At 68.5% G+C, this 22,050-nt stretch carries 23 protein-coding genes and 1 riboswitch; of the genes, 19 read left to right on the plus strand and 4 right to left on the minus strand.

All coding sequences use genetic code 11. From position 1 onward, the window contains the following. Nucleotides 1-103: 103 nt before the first annotated feature. Nucleotides 104-523, minus strand: coding sequence for a DoxX family protein (locus tag GLS40_RS14360; protein ID WP_160383435.1), 420 nt, complete (start codon nt 521-523; stop codon nt 104-106). Between the two features lie 167 nt (nt 524-690). On the opposite strand from GLS40_RS14360, the gene trmB reads away from it, so the two are divergent. From trmB to GLS40_RS14425, 13 genes are all read left to right on the plus strand, one after another. Next, nucleotides 691-1,404 (plus strand): tRNA (guanine(46)-N(7))-methyltransferase TrmB, encoded by a 714-nt coding sequence (trmB, locus tag GLS40_RS14365; protein ID WP_160383436.1) that lies wholly within the window; start codon nt 691-693, stop codon nt 1,402-1,404. 187 nt (nt 1,405-1,591) lie between these two features. After that, nucleotides 1,592-2,944: a 3-phosphoshikimate 1-carboxyvinyltransferase gene (gene aroA, locus GLS40_RS14370; RefSeq protein WP_160383437.1), complete on the plus strand. Its 1,353-nt coding sequence runs from the start codon at nt 1,592-1,594 to the stop codon at nt 2,942-2,944. 18 nt (nt 2,945-2,962) lie between these two features. Then, nucleotides 2,963-3,577, plus strand: a complete 615-nt coding sequence (locus GLS40_RS14375) for a (d)CMP kinase (protein WP_160383438.1) — start codon at nt 2,963-2,965, stop codon at nt 3,575-3,577. A gap of 164 nt (nt 3,578-3,741) precedes the next feature. Then, the gene (locus tag GLS40_RS14380; RefSeq protein ID WP_160383439.1) at nt 3,742-5,226 is read left to right on the plus strand and encodes a UbiA family prenyltransferase; all 1,485 of its coding nucleotides are present in this window, start codon (nt 3,742-3,744) and stop codon (nt 5,224-5,226) included. After that, on the plus strand, nt 5,223-5,636 hold the full coding sequence (locus tag GLS40_RS14385; protein WP_160383440.1) for a GtrA family protein: 414 nt from the start codon (nt 5,223-5,225) through the stop codon (nt 5,634-5,636). The genes GLS40_RS14380 and GLS40_RS14385 overlap by 4 nt, the downstream gene beginning before the upstream one ends. Beyond that, a complete protein-coding gene (locus tag GLS40_RS14390) occupies nt 5,633-6,955 on the plus strand; it encodes an FAD-binding oxidoreductase (protein ID WP_160383441.1) in 1,323 nt (440 codons plus the stop codon). Before GLS40_RS14385 ends, GLS40_RS14390 begins: the two co-directional genes overlap by 4 nt. Continuing rightward, on the plus strand, nt 6,952-7,686 hold the full coding sequence (locus tag GLS40_RS14395; protein WP_160383442.1) for an SDR family oxidoreductase: 735 nt from the start codon (nt 6,952-6,954) through the stop codon (nt 7,684-7,686). Before GLS40_RS14390 ends, GLS40_RS14395 begins: the two co-directional genes overlap by 4 nt. A 137-nt stretch (nt 7,687-7,823) precedes the next feature. Then, nucleotides 7,824-7,985 carry a hypothetical protein gene (locus GLS40_RS14400; RefSeq protein WP_160383443.1) on the plus strand — a complete coding sequence of 54 codons (162 nt, stop codon included), beginning with the start codon at nt 7,824-7,826 and terminating at the stop codon, nt 7,983-7,985. A gap of 235 nt (nt 7,986-8,220) precedes the next feature. Next, complete coding sequence (gene rpsA / locus GLS40_RS14405) at nt 8,221-9,909, plus strand: 30S ribosomal protein S1 (RefSeq protein ID WP_328598913.1); 1,689 nt, start codon at nt 8,221-8,223, stop codon at nt 9,907-9,909. Between the two features lie 349 nt (nt 9,910-10,258). Then, a complete protein-coding gene (gene ihfB / locus GLS40_RS14410) occupies nt 10,259-10,540 on the plus strand; it encodes an integration host factor subunit beta (protein ID WP_160383445.1) in 282 nt (93 codons plus the stop codon). A 4-nt stretch (nt 10,541-10,544) separates the two neighbouring features. After that, nucleotides 10,545-10,886 carry a LapA family protein gene (locus GLS40_RS14415; protein ID WP_160383446.1) on the plus strand — a complete coding sequence of 114 codons (342 nt, stop codon included), beginning with the start codon at nt 10,545-10,547 and terminating at the stop codon, nt 10,884-10,886. Nucleotides 10,887-10,940: 54 nt separating this feature from the next. Next, nucleotides 10,941-11,585: a phosphoribosylanthranilate isomerase gene (locus GLS40_RS14420; protein ID WP_160383447.1), complete on the plus strand. Its 645-nt coding sequence runs from the start codon at nt 10,941-10,943 to the stop codon at nt 11,583-11,585. Further along, a complete protein-coding gene (locus GLS40_RS14425; RefSeq protein WP_160383448.1) occupies nt 11,576-12,025 on the plus strand; it encodes a GNAT family N-acetyltransferase in 450 nt (149 codons plus the stop codon). The genes GLS40_RS14420 and GLS40_RS14425 overlap by 10 nt, the downstream gene beginning before the upstream one ends. Before the next feature lie 11 nt (nt 12,026-12,036). Here the strand turns inward: GLS40_RS14425 and GLS40_RS14430 are convergent, their stop codons facing one another. Further along, a complete protein-coding gene (locus tag GLS40_RS14430) occupies nt 12,037-12,600 on the minus strand; it encodes a gamma-glutamylcyclotransferase family protein (RefSeq protein WP_160383449.1) in 564 nt (187 codons plus the stop codon). Between the two features lie 86 nt (nt 12,601-12,686). On the opposite strand from GLS40_RS14430, the gene GLS40_RS14435 reads away from it, so the two are divergent. The 6 genes from GLS40_RS14435 (at nt 12,687) to gcvP (ending at nt 18,661) form a co-directional block, all read left to right on the plus strand. Then, nucleotides 12,687-13,133 (plus strand): RrF2 family transcriptional regulator, encoded by a 447-nt coding sequence (locus GLS40_RS14435; protein WP_160383450.1) that lies wholly within the window; start codon nt 12,687-12,689, stop codon nt 13,131-13,133. 59 nt (nt 13,134-13,192) lie between these two features. Next, nucleotides 13,193-13,280: riboswitch (glycine riboswitch) on the plus strand. A 152-nt stretch (nt 13,281-13,432) separates the two neighbouring features. Further along, complete coding sequence (gene gcvT / locus GLS40_RS14440; protein WP_160383451.1) at nt 13,433-14,557, plus strand: glycine cleavage system aminomethyltransferase GcvT; 1,125 nt, start codon at nt 13,433-13,435, stop codon at nt 14,555-14,557. A gap of 17 nt (nt 14,558-14,574) precedes the next feature. After that, nucleotides 14,575-14,934, plus strand: a complete 360-nt coding sequence (gene gcvH / locus GLS40_RS14445; RefSeq protein WP_160383452.1) for a glycine cleavage system protein GcvH — start codon at nt 14,575-14,577, stop codon at nt 14,932-14,934. A 7-nt stretch (nt 14,935-14,941) separates the two neighbouring features. Then, nucleotides 14,942-15,298: a VOC family protein gene (locus tag GLS40_RS14450; protein ID WP_160383453.1), complete on the plus strand. Its 357-nt coding sequence runs from the start codon at nt 14,942-14,944 to the stop codon at nt 15,296-15,298. Between the two features lie 16 nt (nt 15,299-15,314). After that, nucleotides 15,315-15,794 carry an SRPBCC domain-containing protein gene (locus GLS40_RS14455; protein ID WP_160383454.1) on the plus strand — a complete coding sequence of 160 codons (480 nt, stop codon included), beginning with the start codon at nt 15,315-15,317 and terminating at the stop codon, nt 15,792-15,794. A 23-nt stretch (nt 15,795-15,817) separates the two neighbouring features. Next, nucleotides 15,818-18,661 carry an aminomethyl-transferring glycine dehydrogenase gene (gene gcvP / locus GLS40_RS14460; RefSeq protein WP_160383455.1) on the plus strand — a complete coding sequence of 948 codons (2,844 nt, stop codon included), beginning with the start codon at nt 15,818-15,820 and terminating at the stop codon, nt 18,659-18,661. A gap of 153 nt (nt 18,662-18,814) precedes the next feature. Here the strand turns inward: gcvP and GLS40_RS14465 are convergent, their stop codons facing one another. Continuing rightward, nucleotides 18,815-21,343 (minus strand): ABC transporter permease, encoded by a 2,529-nt coding sequence (locus tag GLS40_RS14465; RefSeq protein WP_160383456.1) that lies wholly within the window; start codon nt 21,341-21,343, stop codon nt 18,815-18,817. After that, the gene (locus tag GLS40_RS14470; RefSeq protein ID WP_160383457.1) at nt 21,340-22,035 is read right to left on the minus strand and encodes an ABC transporter ATP-binding protein; all 696 of its coding nucleotides are present in this window, start codon (nt 22,033-22,035) and stop codon (nt 21,340-21,342) included. The genes GLS40_RS14465 and GLS40_RS14470 overlap by 4 nt, the downstream gene beginning before the upstream one ends. Nucleotides 22,036-22,050 lie beyond the last annotated feature (15 nt).

The raw sequence follows: 22,050 nt of genomic DNA on the forward strand, positions 1-22,050 counted from the left end.
CCCGGCGCGGCGAGGTCCCGCCGCAAGGGCGGGACACCGCGCGGCGGCTGCGGGCGGCAGGCGCGCGCAACCAGCCTTTTGCGGGGCGTGCAGGCCCCGGCGATCAGGCGGTGACCGCCGCGTCGCGTTTGCCCGCGACGGAGAGCGGGCCGGGGCCGAAGGCGGTGACCATCAGCATGCCGCCCGCGATGGTGACGTTCTTCATGAAGCCGATCATCTGCATCTGGGCTTCCATCCCCTCCATCCCCAGCGAGGGCAGGTAGTGGAACAGCAGGCCCGAGACCAGCGAGAAGCCCGCCAGCAGGAAGGCCGCGATGCGGGCCTGAAAGCCGACCAGCAGGGCGATGCCGCCCACCAGCTCGACCAGGATGACCAGCGGCAGCAGGGCGCCGGGAACGCCCATCATCTCCATGTAGCCCTGGGTGCCGGCATAGCCGGTGATCTTCTGAAAGCCCGAGGTGATGAACATCAGCGACAGCAGGATGCGGCCGGCGGGTGCGAGGTATGCGAGGGATTTGGTCATTTCGATCTCCGATAAAGGGTGCAGTGCCCGGTGCGGGCCGTGATGGCGCCAGATCTACCAATCCAGGTGCCGGGTGCCATTCGCCATGAACGGACAGGTGCTCTGCGCAGGCGCGCAGAACGGCCGGGGCGTTGCCTTGACGGCGCGGCGCCGCTAAACGGCCCGGCATGAGCACACAGCATCCCTCGGGCGCGCCCTGGCGCAACTTTTACGGCCGGTTCAAGGGCAAGACCCTGCGTGACAGCCAGAAGACCTATCTGGACGAGGACCTTGCCGCCCTGTCCCCGGGCGCGGTGGACTGGGAGTCCAACCCCGACCGCACAGCGCTGGATCTGGACGCGCTGTTTGGCGGGCGCGAGGTCTGGCTGGAGGTCGGTTTCGGCGGTGGCGAGCACATGGTGCACCAGGCCGCCGCCAATCCCGGGGCCGGGATCATCGGCTGCGAACCCTTCATCAACGGTGTCGCCATGCTGCTTGGCAAGATCCGCGAGGCCGGGGTCGACAATGTCGCCGTGCATCCGGGCGATGTGCGCGACATGTTCGACGTGCTGCCCGATGCCAGCATCGCGCGGGCCTTTCTGCTCTACCCCGACCCCTGGCCCAAGAAGCGCCACCACCGGCGCCGCTTCGTGACGGGCGAACATCTGGAGCCGCTGGCCCGGGTGCTCAAGCCCGGCGCGATCTTTCGCGTGGCGACGGACATCCCCGATTACGTGCGCCAGACGCTGGAGGAGGTGCCGCGCCACGGGTTCACCTGGCTGGCCGAGGGACCGTCGGACTGGCGCCAGCCCTGGGGGGACTGGATATCGACCCGCTATGAGCAGAAGGCGCTGCGCGAGGGGCGGGTGCCGCATTACCTGACCTTCCGGCGCGCGGAATAGCGCGGCTTTCGGGGGGCGCTCCCGGTCGCGCAGACGGCCGGGGGCGGGCCCTTGTCCCGGGCGCGGCGCCGGTTCGGGGCGGGCCCTCCGGGGGGAGTATTTTTGACGAGATGAAGCCGGGGCAGGCGCGATGGACGGCGGGCGCGCTCTGCGCTATCACGCCGGGGACATTGCAGGGAGTGGCGGAATGAGCGGGCATGGGCAGCCGGTGCCGATGGTGGCACGCAAGGGCGCGGCGCTTGTGGGAACGGCGGTGGTGCCGGGGGACAAGTCGATCTCGCACCGGTCGCTGATCCTGGGGGCGCTGTCGATCGGCGAGACCCATGTGACGGGGCTGCTGGAAGGCCAGGACGTACTGGACACGGCCAAGGCGATGCGCGCCTTCGGCGCCGGGGTCGAACGGCTGGGCGAGGGCGAGTGGCGCATCGAGGGCGTGGGCGTCGGCGGTTTTGCCGAGCCGGAGGGCGTGATCGACTGCGGCAACTCGGGCACCGGCGTGCGGCTGATCATGGGCAGCATGGCGACCTCGCCCATCGTGGCGACCTTCACCGGCGACGCCAGCCTGAACGGGCGGCCGATGGCGCGGGTGACGGATCCGCTGGCGCTGTTCGGCACCCGGGCCCTGGGGCGGCGCGGCGGGCGGCTGCCGATGACGATCCAGGGGGCCGAGGACCCGGTGCCGGTGCGCTATGCGACCCCGGTGCCCTCGGCGCAGGTGAAATCGGCGGTGCTGCTGGCCGGGCTGAACGCCCCGGGCGAAACCGTGGTGATCGAGCGCGAGGCGACGCGGGACCATAGCGAGCGGATGCTGGCCGGCTTTGGCGCCAGTCTGACGACCGAGGTCACGCCCGAGGGGCGGGTGATCACGCTCAAGGGCCAGCCCGAGCTGCGCGGCCAGTCGGTGGCGGTGCCCTGCGATCCCTCCAGCGCGGCCTTTCCGGTCTGCGCGGCGCTGATCGTGCCGGGATCGGATGTGCTGGTGCCCAATATCGGGCTGAACCCGACGCGGGCGGGGCTGTATCAGACCCTGCGCGACATGGGCGCCGATCTGACCTACGAGAACCCGCGCGAGGAGGGCGGCGAGCCGGTGGCGGATCTGCGCGCCCGCTATTCCCCCGCGATGAAGGGGATCGAGGTTCCGCCGGAGCGGGCGGCGAGCATGATCGACGAATACCCGGTGCTGTCGGTCGTGGCCGCCTTTGCCGAGGGCCGGACCGAGATGCCCGGCGTGCGCGAGCTGCGCGTGAAGGAAAGCGACCGGATCGACGCCATGGCCACGGGCCTGCGCGCCTGTGGCGTGACGGTGGACGAGGGCGAGGACTGGTGGGCCGTCGAGGGGCTGGGCGCCGGCGGCGTCCCGGGCGGCGCGACGGTGGAAAGCCGGCTGGATCATCGCATCGCCATGTCCTTCCTCTGCATGGGGCTGGGTTCGGCACAGCCGGTCCGGGTCGATGACGGGGGGCCGATTGCGACCTCCTTCCCGGTGTTCGAGGGGCTGATGGCGGCACTGGGCGCCCGGATCGACCGGGCCAATGCCTGAGCGGCGCAAAGGAGCGGCATGATCTTCACGGTAGCTATCGACGGGCCGGCAGCGGCGGGCAAGGGCACGATCTCGCGTGCGGTGGCGGGGGCCTTCGGCTTTGCCCATCTGGACACCGGGCTGATCTACCGCGCCACCGGCCGGCGGGTTCTGGGAGGAGAGGACCCGCTGGCCGCCGCGCGCGATCTGCGGGCCGAGGATCTGGCAGCCGAGGGTCTGCGCACGCCGGAGGTGGCAAGCGCCGCCTCGCGCGTGGCCGCATTGCCCGAGGTGCGCGCGGCCCTGGTGGAGTTCCAGCGCAGCTTCGCCCGGCGCGAGGGCGGGGCGGTACTGGACGGGCGCGACATCGGCACGGTGATCTGCCCGGCGGCCGAGGTGAAGCTGTTCGTCACCGCCAGCGACGCGGTGCGGGCGCACCGGCGGTTCCTGGAGCTGACGGGGACCGGCCACGATGTCACCGAGGCGCAGGTGCTGGCCGATCTGCGCGAGCGGGACGCGCGCGACGCCTCGCGCGATGCGGCGCCGATGCTGGCGGCGGCGGATGCGCTGGCGCTGGATACATCGGAAATGTCGATCGACCAGGCGGTCGATGCGGCGATCCGGGCCGTCAAGGCGCGCCTGCCGGCGGGCTGAGCGCCAAGGCGCGGGCGCGGCGGATCGGCCACGCCCCCGCCCGGCGCTGCGGCCTGCGGATTGCCGGGTGACCTGCGATCCCCTATTCTTGCCATGCTTTGCACGCAATCGGCGGTTACAGCCGGACCGTGACCAGGGCATTGAGCAGAAAGGATGCAGGCACAATGCATCGCGACTTGGCAGCCGCCGCGGCACCGCGGGGGGATGATGCGGCACCGGCATTGCCGGATGCCGACGGGATCACGCTGGTCTGCGATCTGGACTGCACGCTGATCCGCACCGACATGCTGTACGAGACCTTCTGGGCCGCGGTTTCGGCCAACTGGTCCGCGCCCCTGCCGGCGCTGCGGGCGCTGATGCGGGGGCGGGCGGCGCTCAAGGCGCATCTGGCGGGCGCGGGCGAGGTGGCGGTGGCCGATCTGCCCTATGAGGACGAGGTGATCGACCGGGTGCGCGACTGGCGCGCGCGGGGCGGGCGCACGGCGCTGGTCACCGGCGCCGATCAGAGCATCGCCGAACGTGTCGCGGCCCATCTGGGCATTTTTGACGAGGTCCACGGCTCGGACGGCAGCCGGAACCTGAAGGGTCCGGCCAAGGCGGCCTTTCTCGAACAGCGGTTCGGACGCCGCTTTGCCTATATCGGCGACAGCCGGGCCGACCTGGCGGTGTGGGAGATCGCGGCAGAGGCGATCACCGTGAATGCCTCGGGCGACCTGCGCCGGGCAGCCGAGGCGCGGGCGCCGCAGACCGCCCATATGGGCCAGCCGGGGCCGATCCTGAAACCGGCGCTCAAGGCGATGCGGCCGCATCAATGGGCCAAGAACGTCCTGATTTTCCTGCCCGTTCTGGCGGGCCACGCGCTGAGCCTGGCGACGCTGACACAGGCGGTGCTGGCCTTTGCGGCCTTCAGTCTGGTGGCCTCATCCGTCTATGTGCTGAACGACCTGCTGGATCTGGCCGCCGACCGGGCGCACCCGCGCAAGCGGTTCCGGCCCTTCGCCTCGGGCGCGCTGCCGCTGCGGCACGGGACATGGATGGCGCCGGCCCTGCTGCTGGCGGGTGTGGCCATCGCGGCCCTGCTGGGGCCGGCCTTTCTGGCGGTGATGGCGGGCTATTACCTGACGACCACCGCCTATTCGCTCTGGCTGAAACGCCAGCCGGTGATCGACATCTGCACCCTGGCCGTGCTCTACGCCGTCCGCATCGCGGCGGGCGGGGCGGCCACGGGGATCGAACTGTCGGTCTGGCTGCTGGCCTTTTCGATCTTCTTCTTCTTCTCGCTGGCCGCGGTGAAACGGCAGGCCGAACTGGTCGACGGGCTGGCCTCGGGCCGGGACAAGGCGGCGGGGCGGGGCTATGGCGTCGACGACCTGCCGCTGGTGGCGATGATGGCCACGGCCTCGGGCTATGTTTCGGTCATGGTGATGGCGCTCTATGTCAATTCGCCCGCCGTGACCGCGCTTTATACCGCGCCCGAAATGCTCTGGGGGATCTGCGGCGTGCTGCTTTACTGGCTCAGCCGCATGGTCTTCATCACCCACCGGGGCCAGATGCATGACGATCCGGTGGTCTTTGCCGCGCGCGACCGGGTCAGCCGGGTGCTTTTCGTGGTGATCCTGGGCTTTTTCACGGCGGGCAGCCTGCTGTGACCGGCGGCGCGCTGGTCCTGCGCTACGCCGCCTTTGCCGTGGTGGCGACGGTGGCGAACCTGGCCATGCAGCGGCTGGTGCTGATGGCGGGCGAGGGGACGGCGGTCTTTGCCCTGGCCGTGCTGGCCGGCACGGGCGTGGGGCTGGTGATCAAGTACATCCTCGACAAACGCTGGATCTTTGACGACCGCGAGGGGGGCGCGGCGGCGCATGGGCGCAAGTTCTCGCTCTATACCCTGATGGGCGTGGTCACGACGGCGATCTTCTGGGGCACGGAAACCGCGTTCTGGCTGGCCTTCCACAGCGACGCGATGCGCGAGCTGGGGGCGGTGCTGGGCCTGGGCGTGGGCTATGTGGTCAAGTACAACCTCGACCGCCGCTTTGTCTTTGCCACCGGGCAGGCCGCATGACACGGCTGTCGGGCTGGGGCCGCTTTCCGGTGACCGAGGCAAAGGTCCTGCGCCCGCGCGACGAGGGCGCGGTGCGCGATGCCCTGCGCAACGGCCCGGTGATCGCACGCGGCAACGGGCGCAGCTATGGCGACAGCGCGGTGCAGGCCCGGGGCACGCTGGACATGCGCGGGCTGAACCGGCTGCTGGCCTTCGACCCCGACACCGGGGTGGTCGAGGCCGAGGCCGGGGTGATGCTGGGCGACGTGATCCGCGCCTTTCTGCCGCGCGGCTGGTTTCCCGCCGTCACGCCGGGGACCAAGCTGATCACCATCGGCGGGGCCGTGGCCTCGGATGTCCACGGCAAGAACCACCGCCACGACGGCTCCTTCGGGCGGCATGTCGCGTGGATCGACGTGATGGACGGCGAAGGCGCGGTGCACCGCTGCACCCCGCGCGACAATTCCGAGCTGTTCCGCTGGACGCTGGGCGGCATGGGCCTGACCGGCGTGATCCTGCGCGCCGGGTTCCGGCTGCGGCCCGTCACCTCGGGCTGGATCGCGCAAGAGATGCGCCCCGCCGCCAATCTGGTCGAGGCGATGGAGATCTTCGAGACGAGCGATGCCACCTATTCCGTCGCCTGGTTCGACTGCCTGGGCCGGGGGGACCGGCTGGGCCGGTCGCTGGTGATGCTGGCCGAACATGCCGAACGGGATCAGCTGCCCTCGTCCAAACGCCACCGCCCGTTCCATGTGCCGGAAAAGCCGAAACGCCGGGTGCCGCTGGATGCGCCCGCCGTGGCGCTGAACCGTTACACGTTGCGGGCGTTCAACGCGCTGTACCACTGGAACGGGTCGCGCAAGGCGGGGCCGTCGCTGGTGGACTGGGACAGCTATTTCTACCCGCTCGACGCGCTGCTGGAATGGAACCGGATCTATGGCCGGCGGGGCTTTGCGCAGTTCCAGTGCGTGCTGCCGCTGATCTCGGCCCGCGAGGGGCTGACGGCGCTGCTGGATGCCATCGCGGCCTCGGGGCAGGGGTCCTTTCTGGCGGTGCTGAAACGGCTGGGCGTGCAGGAGAGCGCGTTTTCCTTCCCGATGGAGGGCTACACCCTGGCGCTGGATTTCCCGGTCAACCCGGCCTCGCTGAAGCTGATGGACCGGCTGGACGCGATCACGCTGGAGCATGGCGGGCGGTTCTACCTGGCCAAGGATTCGCGTCTGTCGGGCGAGACGCTGCGCGCCGCCGACCCGCGGGTCGCGGATTTCACCGCCATGCGGGCGGGCGAGGGGCGGGCGCGGGCCTTTGCCTCGGGGCAATCGGAAAGGCTGAAGATATGACGGATACGGTGCTGATCCTTGGCGGTCGCTCGGACATCGGGCTGGCCACGGCACACGCCTTTGCCGCCCTGGGCCACCCGGTGCAGCTGGCCGCGCGCGATGCCGCCGCGCTGGAACCCGAGAAGACGGACCTGGAGCTGCGCCACCGCGTGGCCGTCACCCTGCATGAGCTGGATGCGCTGGACGTCGCCGGGCACGCGGACTTTGTCGCCGCGCTGGAGCCTGCGCCGGGCATCGTGGTCAGCGTCATCGGCGCGCTTGGCGATCAGGATGCCGATGAAGAGGACCACGCGAATGCCATCCGCGTCATGCGCGCGAATTACGAGGGGCCCGCGGTGCTGCTGGCCTGTGTCGCCAACCAGATGGCGGCGCGCGGCAGGGGCACCATCGTCGGCGTCTCGTCGGTCGCGGGCGACCGGGGGCGGGCGACGAACTACATCTACGGCTCGGCCAAGGCGGGGTTCACGGCCTATCTGTCGGGGCTGCGGAACCGGCTGGCGAGGCAGGGCGTGCATGTGGTCACGGTCAAGCCGGGCTTTGTCGCCACGCGGATGACGGCCCATATGGACCTGCCCGCCAAGCTGACGGCCCAGCCCGGACAGGTCGCCGATGCCATCGTCGCGGCGGTGACCCGTCGGCGCAACGTGGTCTATGTGAAACCCGTCTGGCGGCTGGTGATGACGATCATCCGCGCCATCCCCGAAGGCATCTTCAAGAAGCTGTCGATCTGACGCCTTGCGCCCAAGGCCGCCTGACGGCGTGGGCCAGAAGCCGCCGGGTCAGGAATTCGTGACTTTGCGCGAATCCGGAACCCGTGCATCCTGAACCCGTTCATTTTGCAACAAAGCTATTGAAACGGACCGGAACTATGACTCAGGACCCCAAGGACAACACCCCCGCAGACTCCGCAGCACAGCCCCGCCAGGTCGAAGAGAACTGGCGCAAATACGACTTTGCCGCCGACTGCCTGATCCCCTGCAAGGCCAAGGAACAGACCGAAACGCCGCCCTCCGCCATCGCGGCCGAGTGACGGCCCCCGCCCCGTCCGGACCTTGCCGACGGGGCGCCCAGAATCCCATTTCCCTTGCATTTGCGCCCGGCGCCGCGTAGGACGCGCGCGTCGACAAGGCGATAAACGCCGCAGACGTAAGAACAGAGCAGGGGTCGGACTCTACCGGCCCTCTTTCGTTTGCGGGGGCTCAAGTGACCAAACCAAGACCGGCGGAGACAACCGCGCGGCCAGTCAAACCGATGTAAAGGAACCGATAGAGCACATGGCTCAAAACGCATCCATGGAGGAATTCGAAGCCCTCCTGAACGAAAGCTTCGAAATGGACACGCCCGATGAGGGCACTGTCGTCAAGGGCAAGGTCATCGCGATCGAAGCGGGCCAGGCCATCATCGATGTCGGCTACAAGATGGAAGGCCGCGTCGAGCTGAAAGAATTCGCAAACCCCGGCGAGCAGCCCGACATCAGCGTCGGCGACGAAGTCGAGGTTTTCCTCCGTGCCGCTGAAAACGCCCGTGGCGAAGCCGTCATCTCGCGCGAGATGGCACGTCGCGAAGAAGCATGGGACCGTCTGGAAAAAGCCTATGCCGACGACGCCCGCGTCGAAGGCGCGATCTTCGGTCGCGTCAAGGGCGGCTTTACCGTCGACCTGGGCGGCGCCGTGGCCTTCCTGCCCGGTTCGCAGGTCGATGTGCGCCCCGTGCGCGACGCCGGCCCGCTCATGGGTCTCAAGCAGCCGTTCCAGATCCTCAAGATGGACCGTCGCCGTGGCAACATCGTTGTCTCGCGTCGTGCAATCCTGGAAGAGAGCCGTGCCGAGCAGCGCGCCGAAGTCATCGGCAACCTGACCGAAGGCCAGGCTGTCGACGGCGTGGTCAAGAACATCACCGAGTACGGCGCATTTGTCGATCTGGGTGGCGTTGACGGCCTGCTGCACGTCACCGACATGGCATGGCGCCGCGTCAACCACCCCTCGGAGATCCTGTCGATCGGCGAGACCGTGAAGGTCCAGGTCATCAAGATCAACAAGGAAACCCACCGTATCTCCCTCGGCATGAAGCAGCTGCAGGAAGATCCGTGGAACCTGGTCGCCGCCAAGTACCCGCTGGAATCGGTCCACACCGGCCGCGTCACCAACATCACCGACTACGGTGCGTTCGTGGAGCTGGAACCGGGTGTCGAGGGCCTCGTTCACGTGTCCGAAATGTCCTGGACCAAGAAGAACGTGCACCCCGGCAAGATCGTCTCGACCAGCCAGGAAGTCGAAGTCAAGGTTCTGGAAATCGACCAGGCCAAGCGCCGCGTTTCCCTTGGCCTCAAGCAGACCATGCGCAACCCGTGGGAAGTCTTCTCCGAGACCCACCCCGAGGGCACCGTCGTGGAAGGCGAAGTCAAGAACATCACCGAATTCGGTCTCTTCGTCGGCCTGCCCGGCGATATCGACGGCATGGTCCACCTGTCGGATCTGTCGTGGGACGAGCGCGGTGAAGACGCGATCCAGAACTACCGCAAGGGCGACATCGTCAAGGCCGTGGTTTCCGAAGTCGACACCGACAAGGAGCGTATCTCGCTCTCGATCAAGGGTGTGGACGGCGACAAGTTCGCGGATGCCGTCGGCGGCGTGAAGCGCGGCTCGGTCATCACCGTCACCGTGACGGCGATCGAGGACGGCGGGATCGAGGTGGAATACGAAGGCATGAAATCCTTCATCCGCCGGTCGGACCTGTCGCGTGACCGTTCCGAACAGCGCCCCGAGCGTTTCACCGTGGGCGACCACGTGGACGTGCGCGTCACCAACGTCGACAGCAAGTCGCGCCGCCTGGGTCTGTCGATCAAGGCACGCGAGATCGCCGAAGAGAAGGAAGCCGTGGAACAGTACGGCTCGTCCGACTCGGGTGCGTCGCTGGGCGACATCCTGGGCGCCGCCCTCAAGGGCGACAACTGATCCTGCCGGGTGGCGCCACGGCGCCATCCGCAGCCAGACGACAACAAGGGCAGGCCCGGCAGCGGGCCTGCCCTTTGCTTTGGCCCGGGACCCTGCCGGATCGCATCCCGGGCGCCTGGCAGCCGTCTGCGCGAATCAAGATGAACGACGCTGCGGTGCAGCAATGCCCGGAAAGGCGGACAAAGCCCCCATTCCGGGCAGTTTCCTAATGGAAACATACCCAAGGTCTGGAAATTCCCGCAGGAATCCGCGTGCCTGTCCGGGCTTTCTGTTTCCGCTGCGGGGGAATCTACCTATAGTCGCGAAGGTGTGAACGAGTCATAAGAGCTGTCCGGGGAGAGCTGCCAGCATGATCCGATCGGAACTGATCCAAAAGATCGCCGACGAGAACCCGCACCTGTATCAACGCGACGTCGAGCGTATCGTGAATACGATCTTTGAAGAGATCGTTTCGGCGCTGTCGCGGGGCGACCGGGTGGAGCTGCGCGGTTTCGGCGCATTCTCGGTCAAACAGCGCGATGCAAGGGTGGGCCGCAATCCGCGCACGGGCGAGGCCGTCGAGGTCGAGGAAAAACACGTCCCCTTCTTCAAGACCGGCAAGCTGCTGCGCGACAGGCTGAACGGGAACTGAACTCATGCGATACATCCGCTACGCCTTCCTCGCCGCCCTGGCGGTGGTGCTGGTTTCCATTGCCCTGGCCAACCGCGGCATGGTCACCCTGACCCTGCTGCCCGAAGGGCTGGCGCGGATTGCCGGGTTCAACCCGGATATCTCGCTGCCGATGTTCGTGGTGATCTTTGCCGGGATCCTGGCGGGCCTGCTGATCGGCTTCGTCTGGGAATGGCTGCGCGAGCACAAGCACCGGGTCGAGGTGCGCCGCAAGACGCGCGAGGCCGGCCAGCTGGAACGCGAGGTGAAGCGCCTGAAGGGCGAAAAGCACCAGGGCAAGGACGAGGTCCTGGCCCTTCTCGACTGACCCGGCCATGCGGGGGCGCTTTTCTTTCGTCCCCGTCTGGCCTAGACGATCTGCATGACCGTGCGCATCAAGTTCTGCGGCCTTGGCCGCCCGTCCGATGTGGCCGCCGCCGTTGCGGCGCGCGCCGCCTATGTCGGGTTTGTCTTCTTCCCGAAATCGCCGCGCTACATCTCGCCCGCCACCGCGCGGGCGCTGGCGCTTGAGGTGCCCCCGGGTGTGGCCAAGGTGGCGCTGACGGTGAATGCCACGGATGCCGAGCTTGAGTCCCTGCTGGACGAGGTGCCGCTGGACATCCTGCAGTTGCACGGCAGCGAAAGCCCCGACCGCGTGGCCGAGGTGCGCCAGCGTTTCGGCCTGCCGGTGATGAAGGCGATCGGCGTCGCGGGCGAGGCCGACCTGACCGCGCTGGACGATTTCGGCAAGGTGGCCGACATGCTGCTGGTGGACGCCAAGCCCGCCCCGGGGGGCGAGCTGCCGGGCGGCAACGGGCTGGCCTTTGACTGGCGCCTGATCGCCGGGCGCCGCTGGCCGGTGCCCTGGCTGCTGGCCGGCGGCCTGACGGCGGACAACGTGGCCGAGGCGGTGCGCCTGACCGGCGCGCGGCAGGTCGATTTGTCGAGCGGTATCGAAAGCACGCGCGGGGTCAAGGATCACGCGCTGATGCAGGCCTTTGCCGAGGCGCTGGCCAAATGCGCGTGATCTTTCGCGAAGCGACGGCCGATGATCTGCCGGAAGTGATCCGGCTGATCCGCCAGGACGCCCGGAACGTGACGATTTCCTCTGACGACATGGCCCTTTTCCAGCGCTCCTGGGAAAACATGCAAAAAAACTGTACGAATCGCCTCTTTGTCGGGGTCGCGGGCGACAGGGTTGTGGCGACCTATCAGCTGGCGGTGATTCACGGCGTGTCGCTCAGCGCCGCGCGGCGCGGCCAGATCGAAAGTGTGCGGGTCGATGCAGAGCTCCGCAGCTCCGGAATCGGGGCGCAGTTGATGGCGGATGCCGAGTCGCGGGCGCGTGACGCGGGCTGCGATCTGATGCAGCTGACCACCGACAGCTCCCGCCTGCGGGCCCATGCCTTTTATGAACGGCTGGGCTACAAACCCTCGCATCTGGGCTTCAAGAAGCCGTTGGGCTGAGGCCCGGCGGGTCAGTCGGTGACGATCCGCGCGCCCCGTTCTGCAAGGGCGGCATCGGTCAGACCGCGCTCCTCGGCGGTCAGGATCTGGTGCCGGGGGTAGACCGGATTGCCCCTGTCGTTCAGCACCGGCGCGTCCCAACCATCTGTTGTGGCAAAGAAATTCAGCACGCCCTCGGTGCCGAACTCGGCCATGTAGCCCTGCACGACAACGTCGAGATAGCTCAGCAGGATCAGGCCCGGCGCGTCGGCTGCCGGGTGTTTGTCCGCCGGGATGGTGTAGATCGCCACCTCGGCTTTGCCGCGCCCGTGGACCACATCCGCCGTGGCGTCGACCCGGTCATAGGCGGCCTCGCGCCGGTCCAGCGCGGCCCAGTCGGCACCGGGAACCGAGGCGACAAGCCCCTGGATATCGCAGCCCGGGCAGGGCACCGCGGTCAGGATCGCGGTACGCCGTCCGGCGGTGTGCCGCCACAGCCTGCGCCAGCCCCGCGCGGTGGCCGGAACCGCGTCCGGATAGCTGTGCGTGGCGCGGTTCACCAGGCTGCCGTAGCCGAAGAAACAGGGCGCAATCATGAATTGGAGAAAAAAGATTTGATCTGGATCATGTATGCAGATGCATTTTTGTATATGTCACTTACATAAATGCAAGGGTCAGAAACATGCGGTTAACGAAGCGAACGAACATCTCGATGCGCGTCCTTATGTACTGCGCGGCGAACATGGGGCGTCTGGTTACCAAATCCGAAATCGCCGAGCGGTGCAACACCTCGGAAAATCACCTGGCGCAGGTGATCAACAGGCTTGGGCAACTGGGCTTTGTCCAGACGCAACGCGGCCGCAACGGGGGGCTGACCCTGGGGCGCGACAGCCGCGACATCCGGGTTGGCGACGTGTTTCGCGCCATCGAGACCGGCGTGCCGGTGACCGAGTGCTTTGCCGATGACGAAAACACCTGCCCGCTGATCGATGCCTGTCTGCTGCGCCCCGCGATCGCCGATGCGATCGAGGCGTTTTACCGGCGGATGGACGAGGTTTCGCTGGATCAGCTGGTCTGCGGCAATCACCGGCTGATCGAAATGCTGACACCCGAGGCCTGTCGCGCCTGATTGCGACGCTTCGTGGAGCGGTTTCGCTTGCAACATCCGGGGCCGTTGATAAACATCGGGGCACAGGATCGGGAGAACCGGCCACGTGCCGGTGCCGAAGGAGCAACCGCCCCGGAAACTCTCAGGCCACTGGACCGTCCCTGTACTGAAACTCTGGAGAGAGGCGCCGGACGGCGCCCGCCGAAGGGATAGCGATCTCAGGCGAACGGACAGAGGGGGCATTGCTGCGGACGGGAGCCCGTCCGCGTATGTGATGCCGGCATGAGACTCCTCAGCTCGGCAACGGACCCGGAGGGACGATGGCCGACGCGCTGAAGAAAACGCCGCTACACGCTTTGCATCAGGAACTGGGTGCCCGCATGGTGCCCTTTGCCGGTTACGAGATGCCGGTGCAGTTCGCCCTTGGCGTGATGAAGGAGCATCTGCACACCCGCACGGCGGCCGGTCTGTTCGATGTCAGCCATATGGGTCAGGTGATCCTGCGCGGCGACAGCTACGAGGCGGTGGCGCTGGCGGTGGAATCGCTGGTGCCGGTGGATGTCGCCGGGCTGGGCCTGGGGCGGCAGCGCTATGGCTTCTTCACCGCGCCTGACGGCGGGCTGCTGGACGACCTGATGCTGGCGAACCGGGGCGATCACCTGTTCATGGTGGTCAACGCCGCCTGCAAGGCCGCCGATATCGCCAATATGACCGCGAACCTGCCCGGCGTGACGGTGAGTGAGGTCACCGACCGCGCCCTGCTGGCCCTGCAGGGCCCCGCTGCCGGCGAGGTGCTGGAAGGCTTCGCCCCCGCCACCGCGACGATGCGGTTCATGGATGTGATCACCACCGACCTGCTGGGCGTGCCCTGCTGGATTTCCCGGTCGGGCTATACCGGCGAGGACGGGTTCGAGATATCGGTCCCCGCCGAAAAGGCCGAGGTGCTGGCCCGCGCCCTGCTGGATGACGAACGGGTCGAATCCATCGGCCTTGGCGCCCGCGACAGCCTGCGGCTGGAGGCGGGGCTGTGCCTTTACGGCCATGACATCGACACCACCACCAGCCCGGTGGAGGCCGGGCTCAACTGGGCGATCCAGAAGGTCCGCCGCACCGGCGGCGCCCGCGCGGGCGGCTTTCCCGGTGCCGACCGGATCCTGGCCGAGCTGGCCGAGGGGCCGTCGCGCCTGCGCGTGGGCCTGCTGCCCGAAGGGCGGGCGCCGATGCGCGAGGGCACGCCGCTCTTTGCCGCGGCCGAGGGGGGCGAGGGCCTGGGCACCGTGACCTCGGGCGCCTTTGGCCCGACGCTGGGCGCGCCCATGTCGATGGGCTATGTTCCGCGCGCCCTTGCCGCGCCGGGCACCGAACTATCTGGCGAAGTGCGCGGCAAACGTCTGCCCGCCCGGGTTGCGGCGCTGCCCTTCGTCCCGGCCAATTTCAAGCGATGACAACCGGAGAACTGCCGATGAAATACACCGAAGAACACGAGTGGCTGCGCCCCGAGGACGACGTGATCGTCGTGGGCATCACCGAACATGCCGCCGAGCAGCTGGGCGACATCGTCTTTGTCGAGCTGCCCGAGGTGGGCACCGAGGTGACCAAGGACGACGAGGTCGTGGTGATCGAGAGCGTCAAGGCCGCTTCGGACATCCTGGCGCCCATCGACGGCGAGATCGTCGAGGTGAACGAGGCGCTGGTCGACAACCCCGGCATGGTCAACGACGACCCGACCGGGGATGCCTGGTTCTTCAAGATCAAGCCCTCGGACGCCAGCCAGATGGACGACTACATGTCCGAGGAAGAGTATAACGACCTTATCTCATGACGCCCGCATGAAGGTCCTGCGCATCGTTCCCAACCTGGCCTGCGACGACCCCGAGGCGCTGGCGGCATTCTACCGCAACCTCTTCGGGCTCGACGTGGCGATGTCGATGGGATTCATCGTCACGATGAACGAGCCGGGCCGGCGGCAGCAGCCGCAGGTCTCCTTTGCCTCGGAGGGCGGGGGCGGTACGCCGGTGCCGGCCATCTCGATCGAGGTGGACGATATCGAACGGGTGATCGCCCGGGCGCGGCTGAAGTCGATCCCGATCGAATACGGCCCGGTCGACGAGCCCTGGAACGTGCGCCGGATATTCATCCGCGATCCGGCGGGACATCTGATCAACGTGCTGAGCCACGTGACCTGAGGCAGGGAGCCGCCAGTTGACCACCCAGACGCACCGCGCCGAACGCGCCATCGCCGCCCCGCCCGAGGCCTGTTTCGACGCCTGGACCGACCCGGCGGCCCTGGCCCTGTGGCTGCCGCCCGACGGCCTGCGGGGCGAGGTGCGCCGGCTTGAGGCGCGCCCCGGGGGCGCCTTCACCATCGTGCTGACCCATGTGGACGGCGCTGAGGGGGGCGGAAAATCGACCGCGGACAGCGATGTGGTCGACGGCATCTTTGTCACGCTCGACCGGCCCGGCACGCTGGCCTTTGAAAGCCGGTTCGACAGCGAGCATGCGGAATTCGCCGGGCTCATGCGCATGACCTGGCGGTTCGAGGCCGAGCCCGGCGGCGGCACGCGCGCGCGTGTCACCGCCGAGGGCGTGCCGCCCGCCATCCCAAGGGACGTGCACGAGGCCGGCATCGCCGCCTCTCTTGCGAACCTCGACAGCTATCTCAACCCGACACCGGCCCCCTGAGGGCCTGACCGGAAGGAACCCAGATGACGTTCACCCCGACCAGCTATCAGCCCTACGATTTCGCCAACCGCCGCCATATCGGCCCCTCTCCGGCCGAAATGGAGGAGATGCTGGGCGTCGTCGGCGTTGCGGACCTGGATGCGCTGATCGCCGAGACGGTGCCCGAGGCGATCCGCCAGGCGCAGCCGCTCGACTTCGGCCCGCCGCTGAGCGAGCAGGAGCTGCTGGTGCACATGCGCGCGGTGTCGAAGAAGAACAAGGCGCTGATCTCGTTGATCGGGCAGGGCTATCACGCCGCGATCACGCCTCCGGCGATCAAGCGCAACATCTTTGAAAACCCGGCCTGGTACACGGCCTATACGCCCTATCAGCCCGAGATCTCGCAGGGCCGGCTGGAGGCGCTGCTGAACTATCAGACGATGATCTGCGACCTGACCGGGCTGGATATCGCCAATGCCTCGCTGCTGGACGAGGCGACGGCGGCGGCCGAGGCGATGACCATGGCGCAGCGTTCGGCCAAGTCCAAGGCGATGGCGTTTTTCGTGGACGAGGCGCTGCACCCGCAGAACATCGCGGTGATCCGCACCCGGGCGAAACCGCTGGGGATCGAGATCGTCACCGGCCGCCCCTCGGATCTGGATGCCGCGGCGGTCTTTGGCGCGATCTTCCAGTATCCCGGCACCAACGGCGTGCTGCGCGATTTCACGCCGCAGATGGAGGCGCTGCACGCGGCCAAGGCCATCGGCATCGTGATCGCCGACCCGATGGCGCTGTGCCTGCTCAAAGAGCCGGGCGAGATGGGGGCCGACATCGCCGTGGGCTCCACCCAGCGGTTCGGCGTGCCCATCGGGTATGGCGGCCCGCACGCGGCTTACATGGCCTGCAAGGACGCGCTGAAACGCGCGATGCCCGGGCGGATCGTGGGCGTGTCCATCGACGCGCGGGGCAACCGGGCCTACCGGCTGGCGCTGCAGACGCGCGAGCAGCATATCCGGCGGGAAAAGGCCACGTCGAATGTCTGCACCGCGCAGGCGCTGCTGGCGGTCATGGCCTCGATGTACGCGGTGTTCCACGGGCCCGAGGGGCTGAAGGGCATCGCCCAGCAGATCCATTCGCGCACCGTGCGCATGGCCGAGGGGCTGCGCAAGGCGGGCTTTGACGTCTTTCCCAAGAAGTGTTTCGACACCGTGACGGTCGAGGTCGGGCCGTTCCAGGGCGCGATCCTGAAATCGGCGGTGGACGAGGGGATCAACCTGCGCAAGGTCGGCGAGACCAAGATCGGCATCACGCTGGACGAATGCACCCGGCCCGAGACGATCGCCACGGTCTGGCGCGCCTTCGGCATCACCGATGCCGACCCGGACACCGCGCCGGCCTATGACCTGCCCGAGGGGCTGGTGCGCCGGACGCCTTATCTGACGCACGAGATTTTCCACATGAACCGGGCCGAGACCGAGATGATGCGCTATATGCGCCGCCTCGCCGACCGCGACCTGGCGCTGGACCGGGCGATGATCCCGCTGGGCTCCTGCACGATGAAGCTGAACGCGGCGGCCGAGATGATCCCGGTCAGCTGGGACGAATTCGCCGCGCTGCATCCCTTTGCCCCCGCCGACCAGGCCGAGGGCTATGCCCAGCTGATCGGCGACCTGTCGGCCAAGCTCTGCGAGATCACCGGCTACGCGGCGTTTTCGTTGCAGCCGAATTCGGGCGCGCAGGGGGAATATGCCGGGCTGCTGACTATCGCCGCCTATCACGAGGCGCGGGGCGAGGCGGGGCGCAACATCTGCCTGATCCCGGTGTCGGCGCATGGGACCAACCCGGCCTCGGCCCAGATGGTGGGCTGGAAGGTGGTGCCGGTGAAGTCGCTCGACAATGGCGACATCGACCTGGAGGATTTCCGCGCCAAGGCGGCGCAGCATGCCGACGCGCTGGCGGGCTGCATGATCACCTATCCCTCGACCCACGGCGTGTTCGAGGAGACGGTGAAGGAGGTCTGCGCGATCACCCATGAGCACGGCGGGCAGGTCTATATCGACGGGGCCAACATGAACGCCATGGTGGGCCTGTCCCGGCCCGGCGACCTGGGCGGCGACGTCAGCCACCTGAACCTGCACAAGACCTTCTGCATCCCGCATGGCGGCGGCGGCCCCGGCATGGGGCCGATCGGGGTGAAACCGCATCTGGTGCCGCATCTGCCGGGCCATCCGCATATGGGAACCGAGGGGGCGGTATCCGCCGCGCCCTATGGCTCTCCGTCGATCCTGCCGATCTCTTGGGCCTATTGCCTGATGATGGGCGGGGCCGGGCTGACCCAGGCGACGCGGGTGGCGATCCTGAACGCGAATTACATCGTGAAGCGGCTGGAGGGCGCCTATGACGTGCTCTACAAGGGCCCGTCGGGGCGGGTCGCGCATGAATGCATCATCGACACCCGGCCCTTTGCCGAGCTGGGCGTGACGGTGGACGACATCGCCAAGCGGCTGGTCGACTGCGGCTTTCATGCGCCGACCATGAGCTTTCCGGTGGCCGGCACGCTGATGGTCGAGCCGACCGAGAGCGAGACCATGGCCGAGCTCGACCGCTTCTGCGACGCGATGCTGGCGATCCGTGAGGAGATCGCCGAGATCGAGGCCGGGCATGTGGAGGCCGCGGCCTCGCCGCTGAAATTCGCGCCGCATACGGTGGAGGATCTGGTGGGCGACTGGGACCGGGCCTATTCGCGCGAGCAGGGCTGTTTCCCGCCGGGCGCCTTCCGGGTCGACAAGTACTGGCCCCCGGTGAACCGGGTGGACAATGCCTGGGGCGACCGCAACCTGACCTGCACCTGCCCGCCGATGTCCGATTATGCCGAGGCGGCCGAGTAGGGGCGGGGGGTTTTCCTGACGGAGCGCCTGCGGCGCATGTGATGTTTTGCGCCGCGCATCCGCGCGGCGCGGTTGTGCCTCCGGCGGGGATATTTCCGGCCAGAGGAAGGGCGGAACGCCGGGAATTGGTCGGGCGTTGCGCGGGGCCGGGTGTTATTCGCGGGCGCGCAGGACCCTTGCGGGGCGGGCGGCGAGGGGGCGCCAGGCGAAGGCGAGGCCGGCCGCGAAATTGGCGATGAGCCCGCCTGCGACGATGGCCAGGGCCGAGGGCCAGATGACGGCGTAGTCCGTCTGCATCACGAAATGGCAGACGGACCAGCCGCCCGCGATGCCCGCGCCAAGCGCCACGAGGCCTGCGGCGGCGCCGAGGAGGGCGGAGCGCAGCGTCAGGCTGGCGAGGATGCGGGCGCGGGTGGCGCCGAGCGTCTTCAGCACCGCGGCTTCGTAGACCCTGGCCTTTTCGCCGGACACCGCCGCGCCGATCAGGACGAGGAAGCCGGTGAGCAGGGTGGCCGCCGCGCCGTAGGAGGTGGCGGTGGCGAGGCCCGAGAGCAGTTCGGACACCCGGTCGATGGCGTCGCGCACGCGGATCGCGGTGATGTTGGGGAACATGTTCGACAGGTCGCGCAGGATCGCGGCCTCGGCCTGGGGTTCGGCATAGACCGTTGCGATGTAGCTGTGCGGTGCGCCTTCGACGGCGGCGGGGTTCATCGACATGATGAAGCCCATGCCGGCGGTAGAGAAATCGACATCGCGGAAGCTGGTGAGCGTCGCGGTGATGTCGCGGCCCAGGATGTTGACGGTGATCTCGTCACCCAGTTTCAGGCCCATTTCCGCGCCTTCCTCGGCGGCGAAGCTGATCTGCGGGGGGCCGTCGTACTCCCTGGGCCACCAGGCCCCGGCCGTCACCTTGGTGGATTCGGGCTTGCTGGCCGAGTAGGTCACCCCCCGGTCGCCCTGGATGACCCAGTGATCGCCCGCGACCTCGGCCGCCGGGCGGCCGTTGATGCGGGCGATGACGCCGCGCAGCATCGGGGCGCTCTGGACCCGGGTGACCGCCGGGTCGTCGTCGAGCCGGGCGCGGAAGGCGGGCATCTGGTCCTTCTGGATGTCGACGAAGAAGTAGGAGGGCGCCCGGTCCGGCAGGTCGCGGGTGATCGCGGCGCGCAGGTTGCCGTCGATCTGGCCGACCGCCGCCAGGACCGAGAGGCCGAGGCCCAGCGAGAGCACCACCGGCAGGGCGTCGTTGCGCGGCCCGCCGATGGCGGCCAGGGCCCAGCGGAGGGGCGGGCGGCCATTGGCCAGCCCGTGCGCGCGGCGGGCGAGGCGGCGGATGCCAAGCGCCGCGCCGGCCAGAAGGATCAGCGAGAAGAGGATGCCGCCCGTGGTCCAGAGCGTGAGGACGACATTGCCGGAGAACAGCGCGGCCACGCCCACCAACAGGGCCAGCAGCACGGCGATGGCCAGCAGGTAGCGCGGGGCGGGCAGGCTGCGGGCGGCGCCCAGCGAGTCGCGGAACAGGGCGGCGGCGCGGATATCCTCGATCCGCGAGAGCGGCGCGAGGGTGAAGATCAGCGCGGTGAGCAGGCCGTAGACAGCGGCCTCGGCCAGGGGGCGGGGGTAGAGGCCGAAGACCGCCGGGATCGGAAGCTGGGCCGTGATCGCCGGGGCAAGCGCGATCGGCAGGCCCGCCCCGAGGGCCAGGCCGATGGCGATGCCGACAAGGGAGAGGGCGCCGATCTGCATGAAATAGGTCAGGAAGATTGTCGACCGGTCGGCGCCGAGGGTGCGCAGGGTGGCGATCACGCCGGTCTTGTCGGCCAGGTAGCCGCGCACCGAGGCCGAGACGCCGACGCCGCCCACGGCCAGTCCCGAGAGACCCACGAGGATCAGAAAACTGCCCAGCCGTTCGACAAATTCCGCCACGCCGGGGGCGCCGTTGCGCGCGTCGCGCCAGCGCATGCCCGAGGTTTCGAACCGCGCCTGCGCGGTGTCGGCGGCGGTGGCGAGGTCGGTGCCGGGGGGCAGGTCCAGGCGGTATTTCGAATCGAACAGCGTGCCGGGGGCAAGCAGGCCCGAGGCGTCGAGCGCCGCGCGCCGCACGATGGTGCGGGGGCCGAGGCCGAACCCGGCAGTGGCGGCGTCGGGCTCGCGCTCCAGCGCGGCCATGAGGACGAATTCCGTGTCGCCCAGGCGGAAGGTGTCGCCGGGGGCAATCCCCAGCCGGTCGCTCAGCAGCGGCTCCATCACCGCGCCGGGGCGGCCGTCACGGCCCGCTAGCGCCACGTCCAGCGGCATATCGGGGGTCAGGGCGACCGTGCCGACCAGCGGGTAGGCGTCGTCGACCGCCTTGACCTGGGTGAGGCCGCGTTCGGCTTCCTCCCCGCGCTGGACCACGGCCATCGAACGGAAATCGGCGATTTCCGAGACCTGCGCCGCGGTTTCGTCCATCCAGGCGCGTTCCTCGGGCGTGGCGAAGCGGTAGGTGAAGGACATCTCGGCATCGCCGCCGAGCAGGGCCGCGCCTTCCTGCGCCAGCCCGGCTTCGATCGAGGCGCGCACGGTGCCGACCCCGGCGATGGCGGCGACGCCAAGCGCAAGGCAGGCCAGCAGGATGCGAAAACCCCGGGTGCCGCCGCGCAACTCGCGCGCTGCGATGCGGGCGGCGTTGCGCAGGCTCATTCGGCGGCCCGGCCGAGGGCGTCGCCCTCGATCCGCCCGTCGCGCAGGCGGATCACCCGGTCGCAGCGGCGGGCCAGTTCCGGGGCATGGGTGACCAGCACCAGCGTGGCCCCTTGCCGGTCGCGCAGGTCGAAGAGCAGGTCGATGATCGCGGCGCCGTTCGCCTCGTCCAGGTTGCCGGTGGGTTCGTCCGCCAGCAGGATCTCGGGGCGCGGCGCCATGGCGCGGGCCAGGGCCACGCGCTGCTGTTCGCCGCCTGACATCTGGCTGGGATAATGCCCCGCCCGGTGGCCCAGGCCCACGGCGTCAAGTTCGGCCCGCGCGCGGGTCATGGCGTCGCGGTGACCGGCCAGTTCCAGCGGGGTGGCGACGTTTTCCAGCGCGGTCATTGTCGGAATCAGGTGGAAGGATTGGAAGACCACCCCCATATGATCTCTGCGGAACCGGGCCAGCGCATCCTCGCCCATCCCGGTCAGATCGTGGCCAAGCGCGGCAATCCGCCCGCCGGTGGCACGCTCCAGCCCGCCCATGAGCATGAGGAGAGACGATTTGCCAGAACCAGATGGCCCGACCAGCCCCAGGGTGTCCCCGCGCGCCACGTCCAGCGTGATGCCGTGCAGGATATCGACCCGCCCCGCGTTGCCGTCGAGCGAAAGGCGGATGTCTTCGAGGCGGAGTATGGGGTCTGTCATGCGTCTTTGCCGGTT

Source organism: Pseudooceanicola pacificus (assembly GCF_009789075.1).
In the GTDB taxonomy this organism is placed as follows: Bacteria; Pseudomonadota; Alphaproteobacteria; order Rhodobacterales; family Rhodobacteraceae; genus Pseudooceanicola; species Pseudooceanicola pacificus.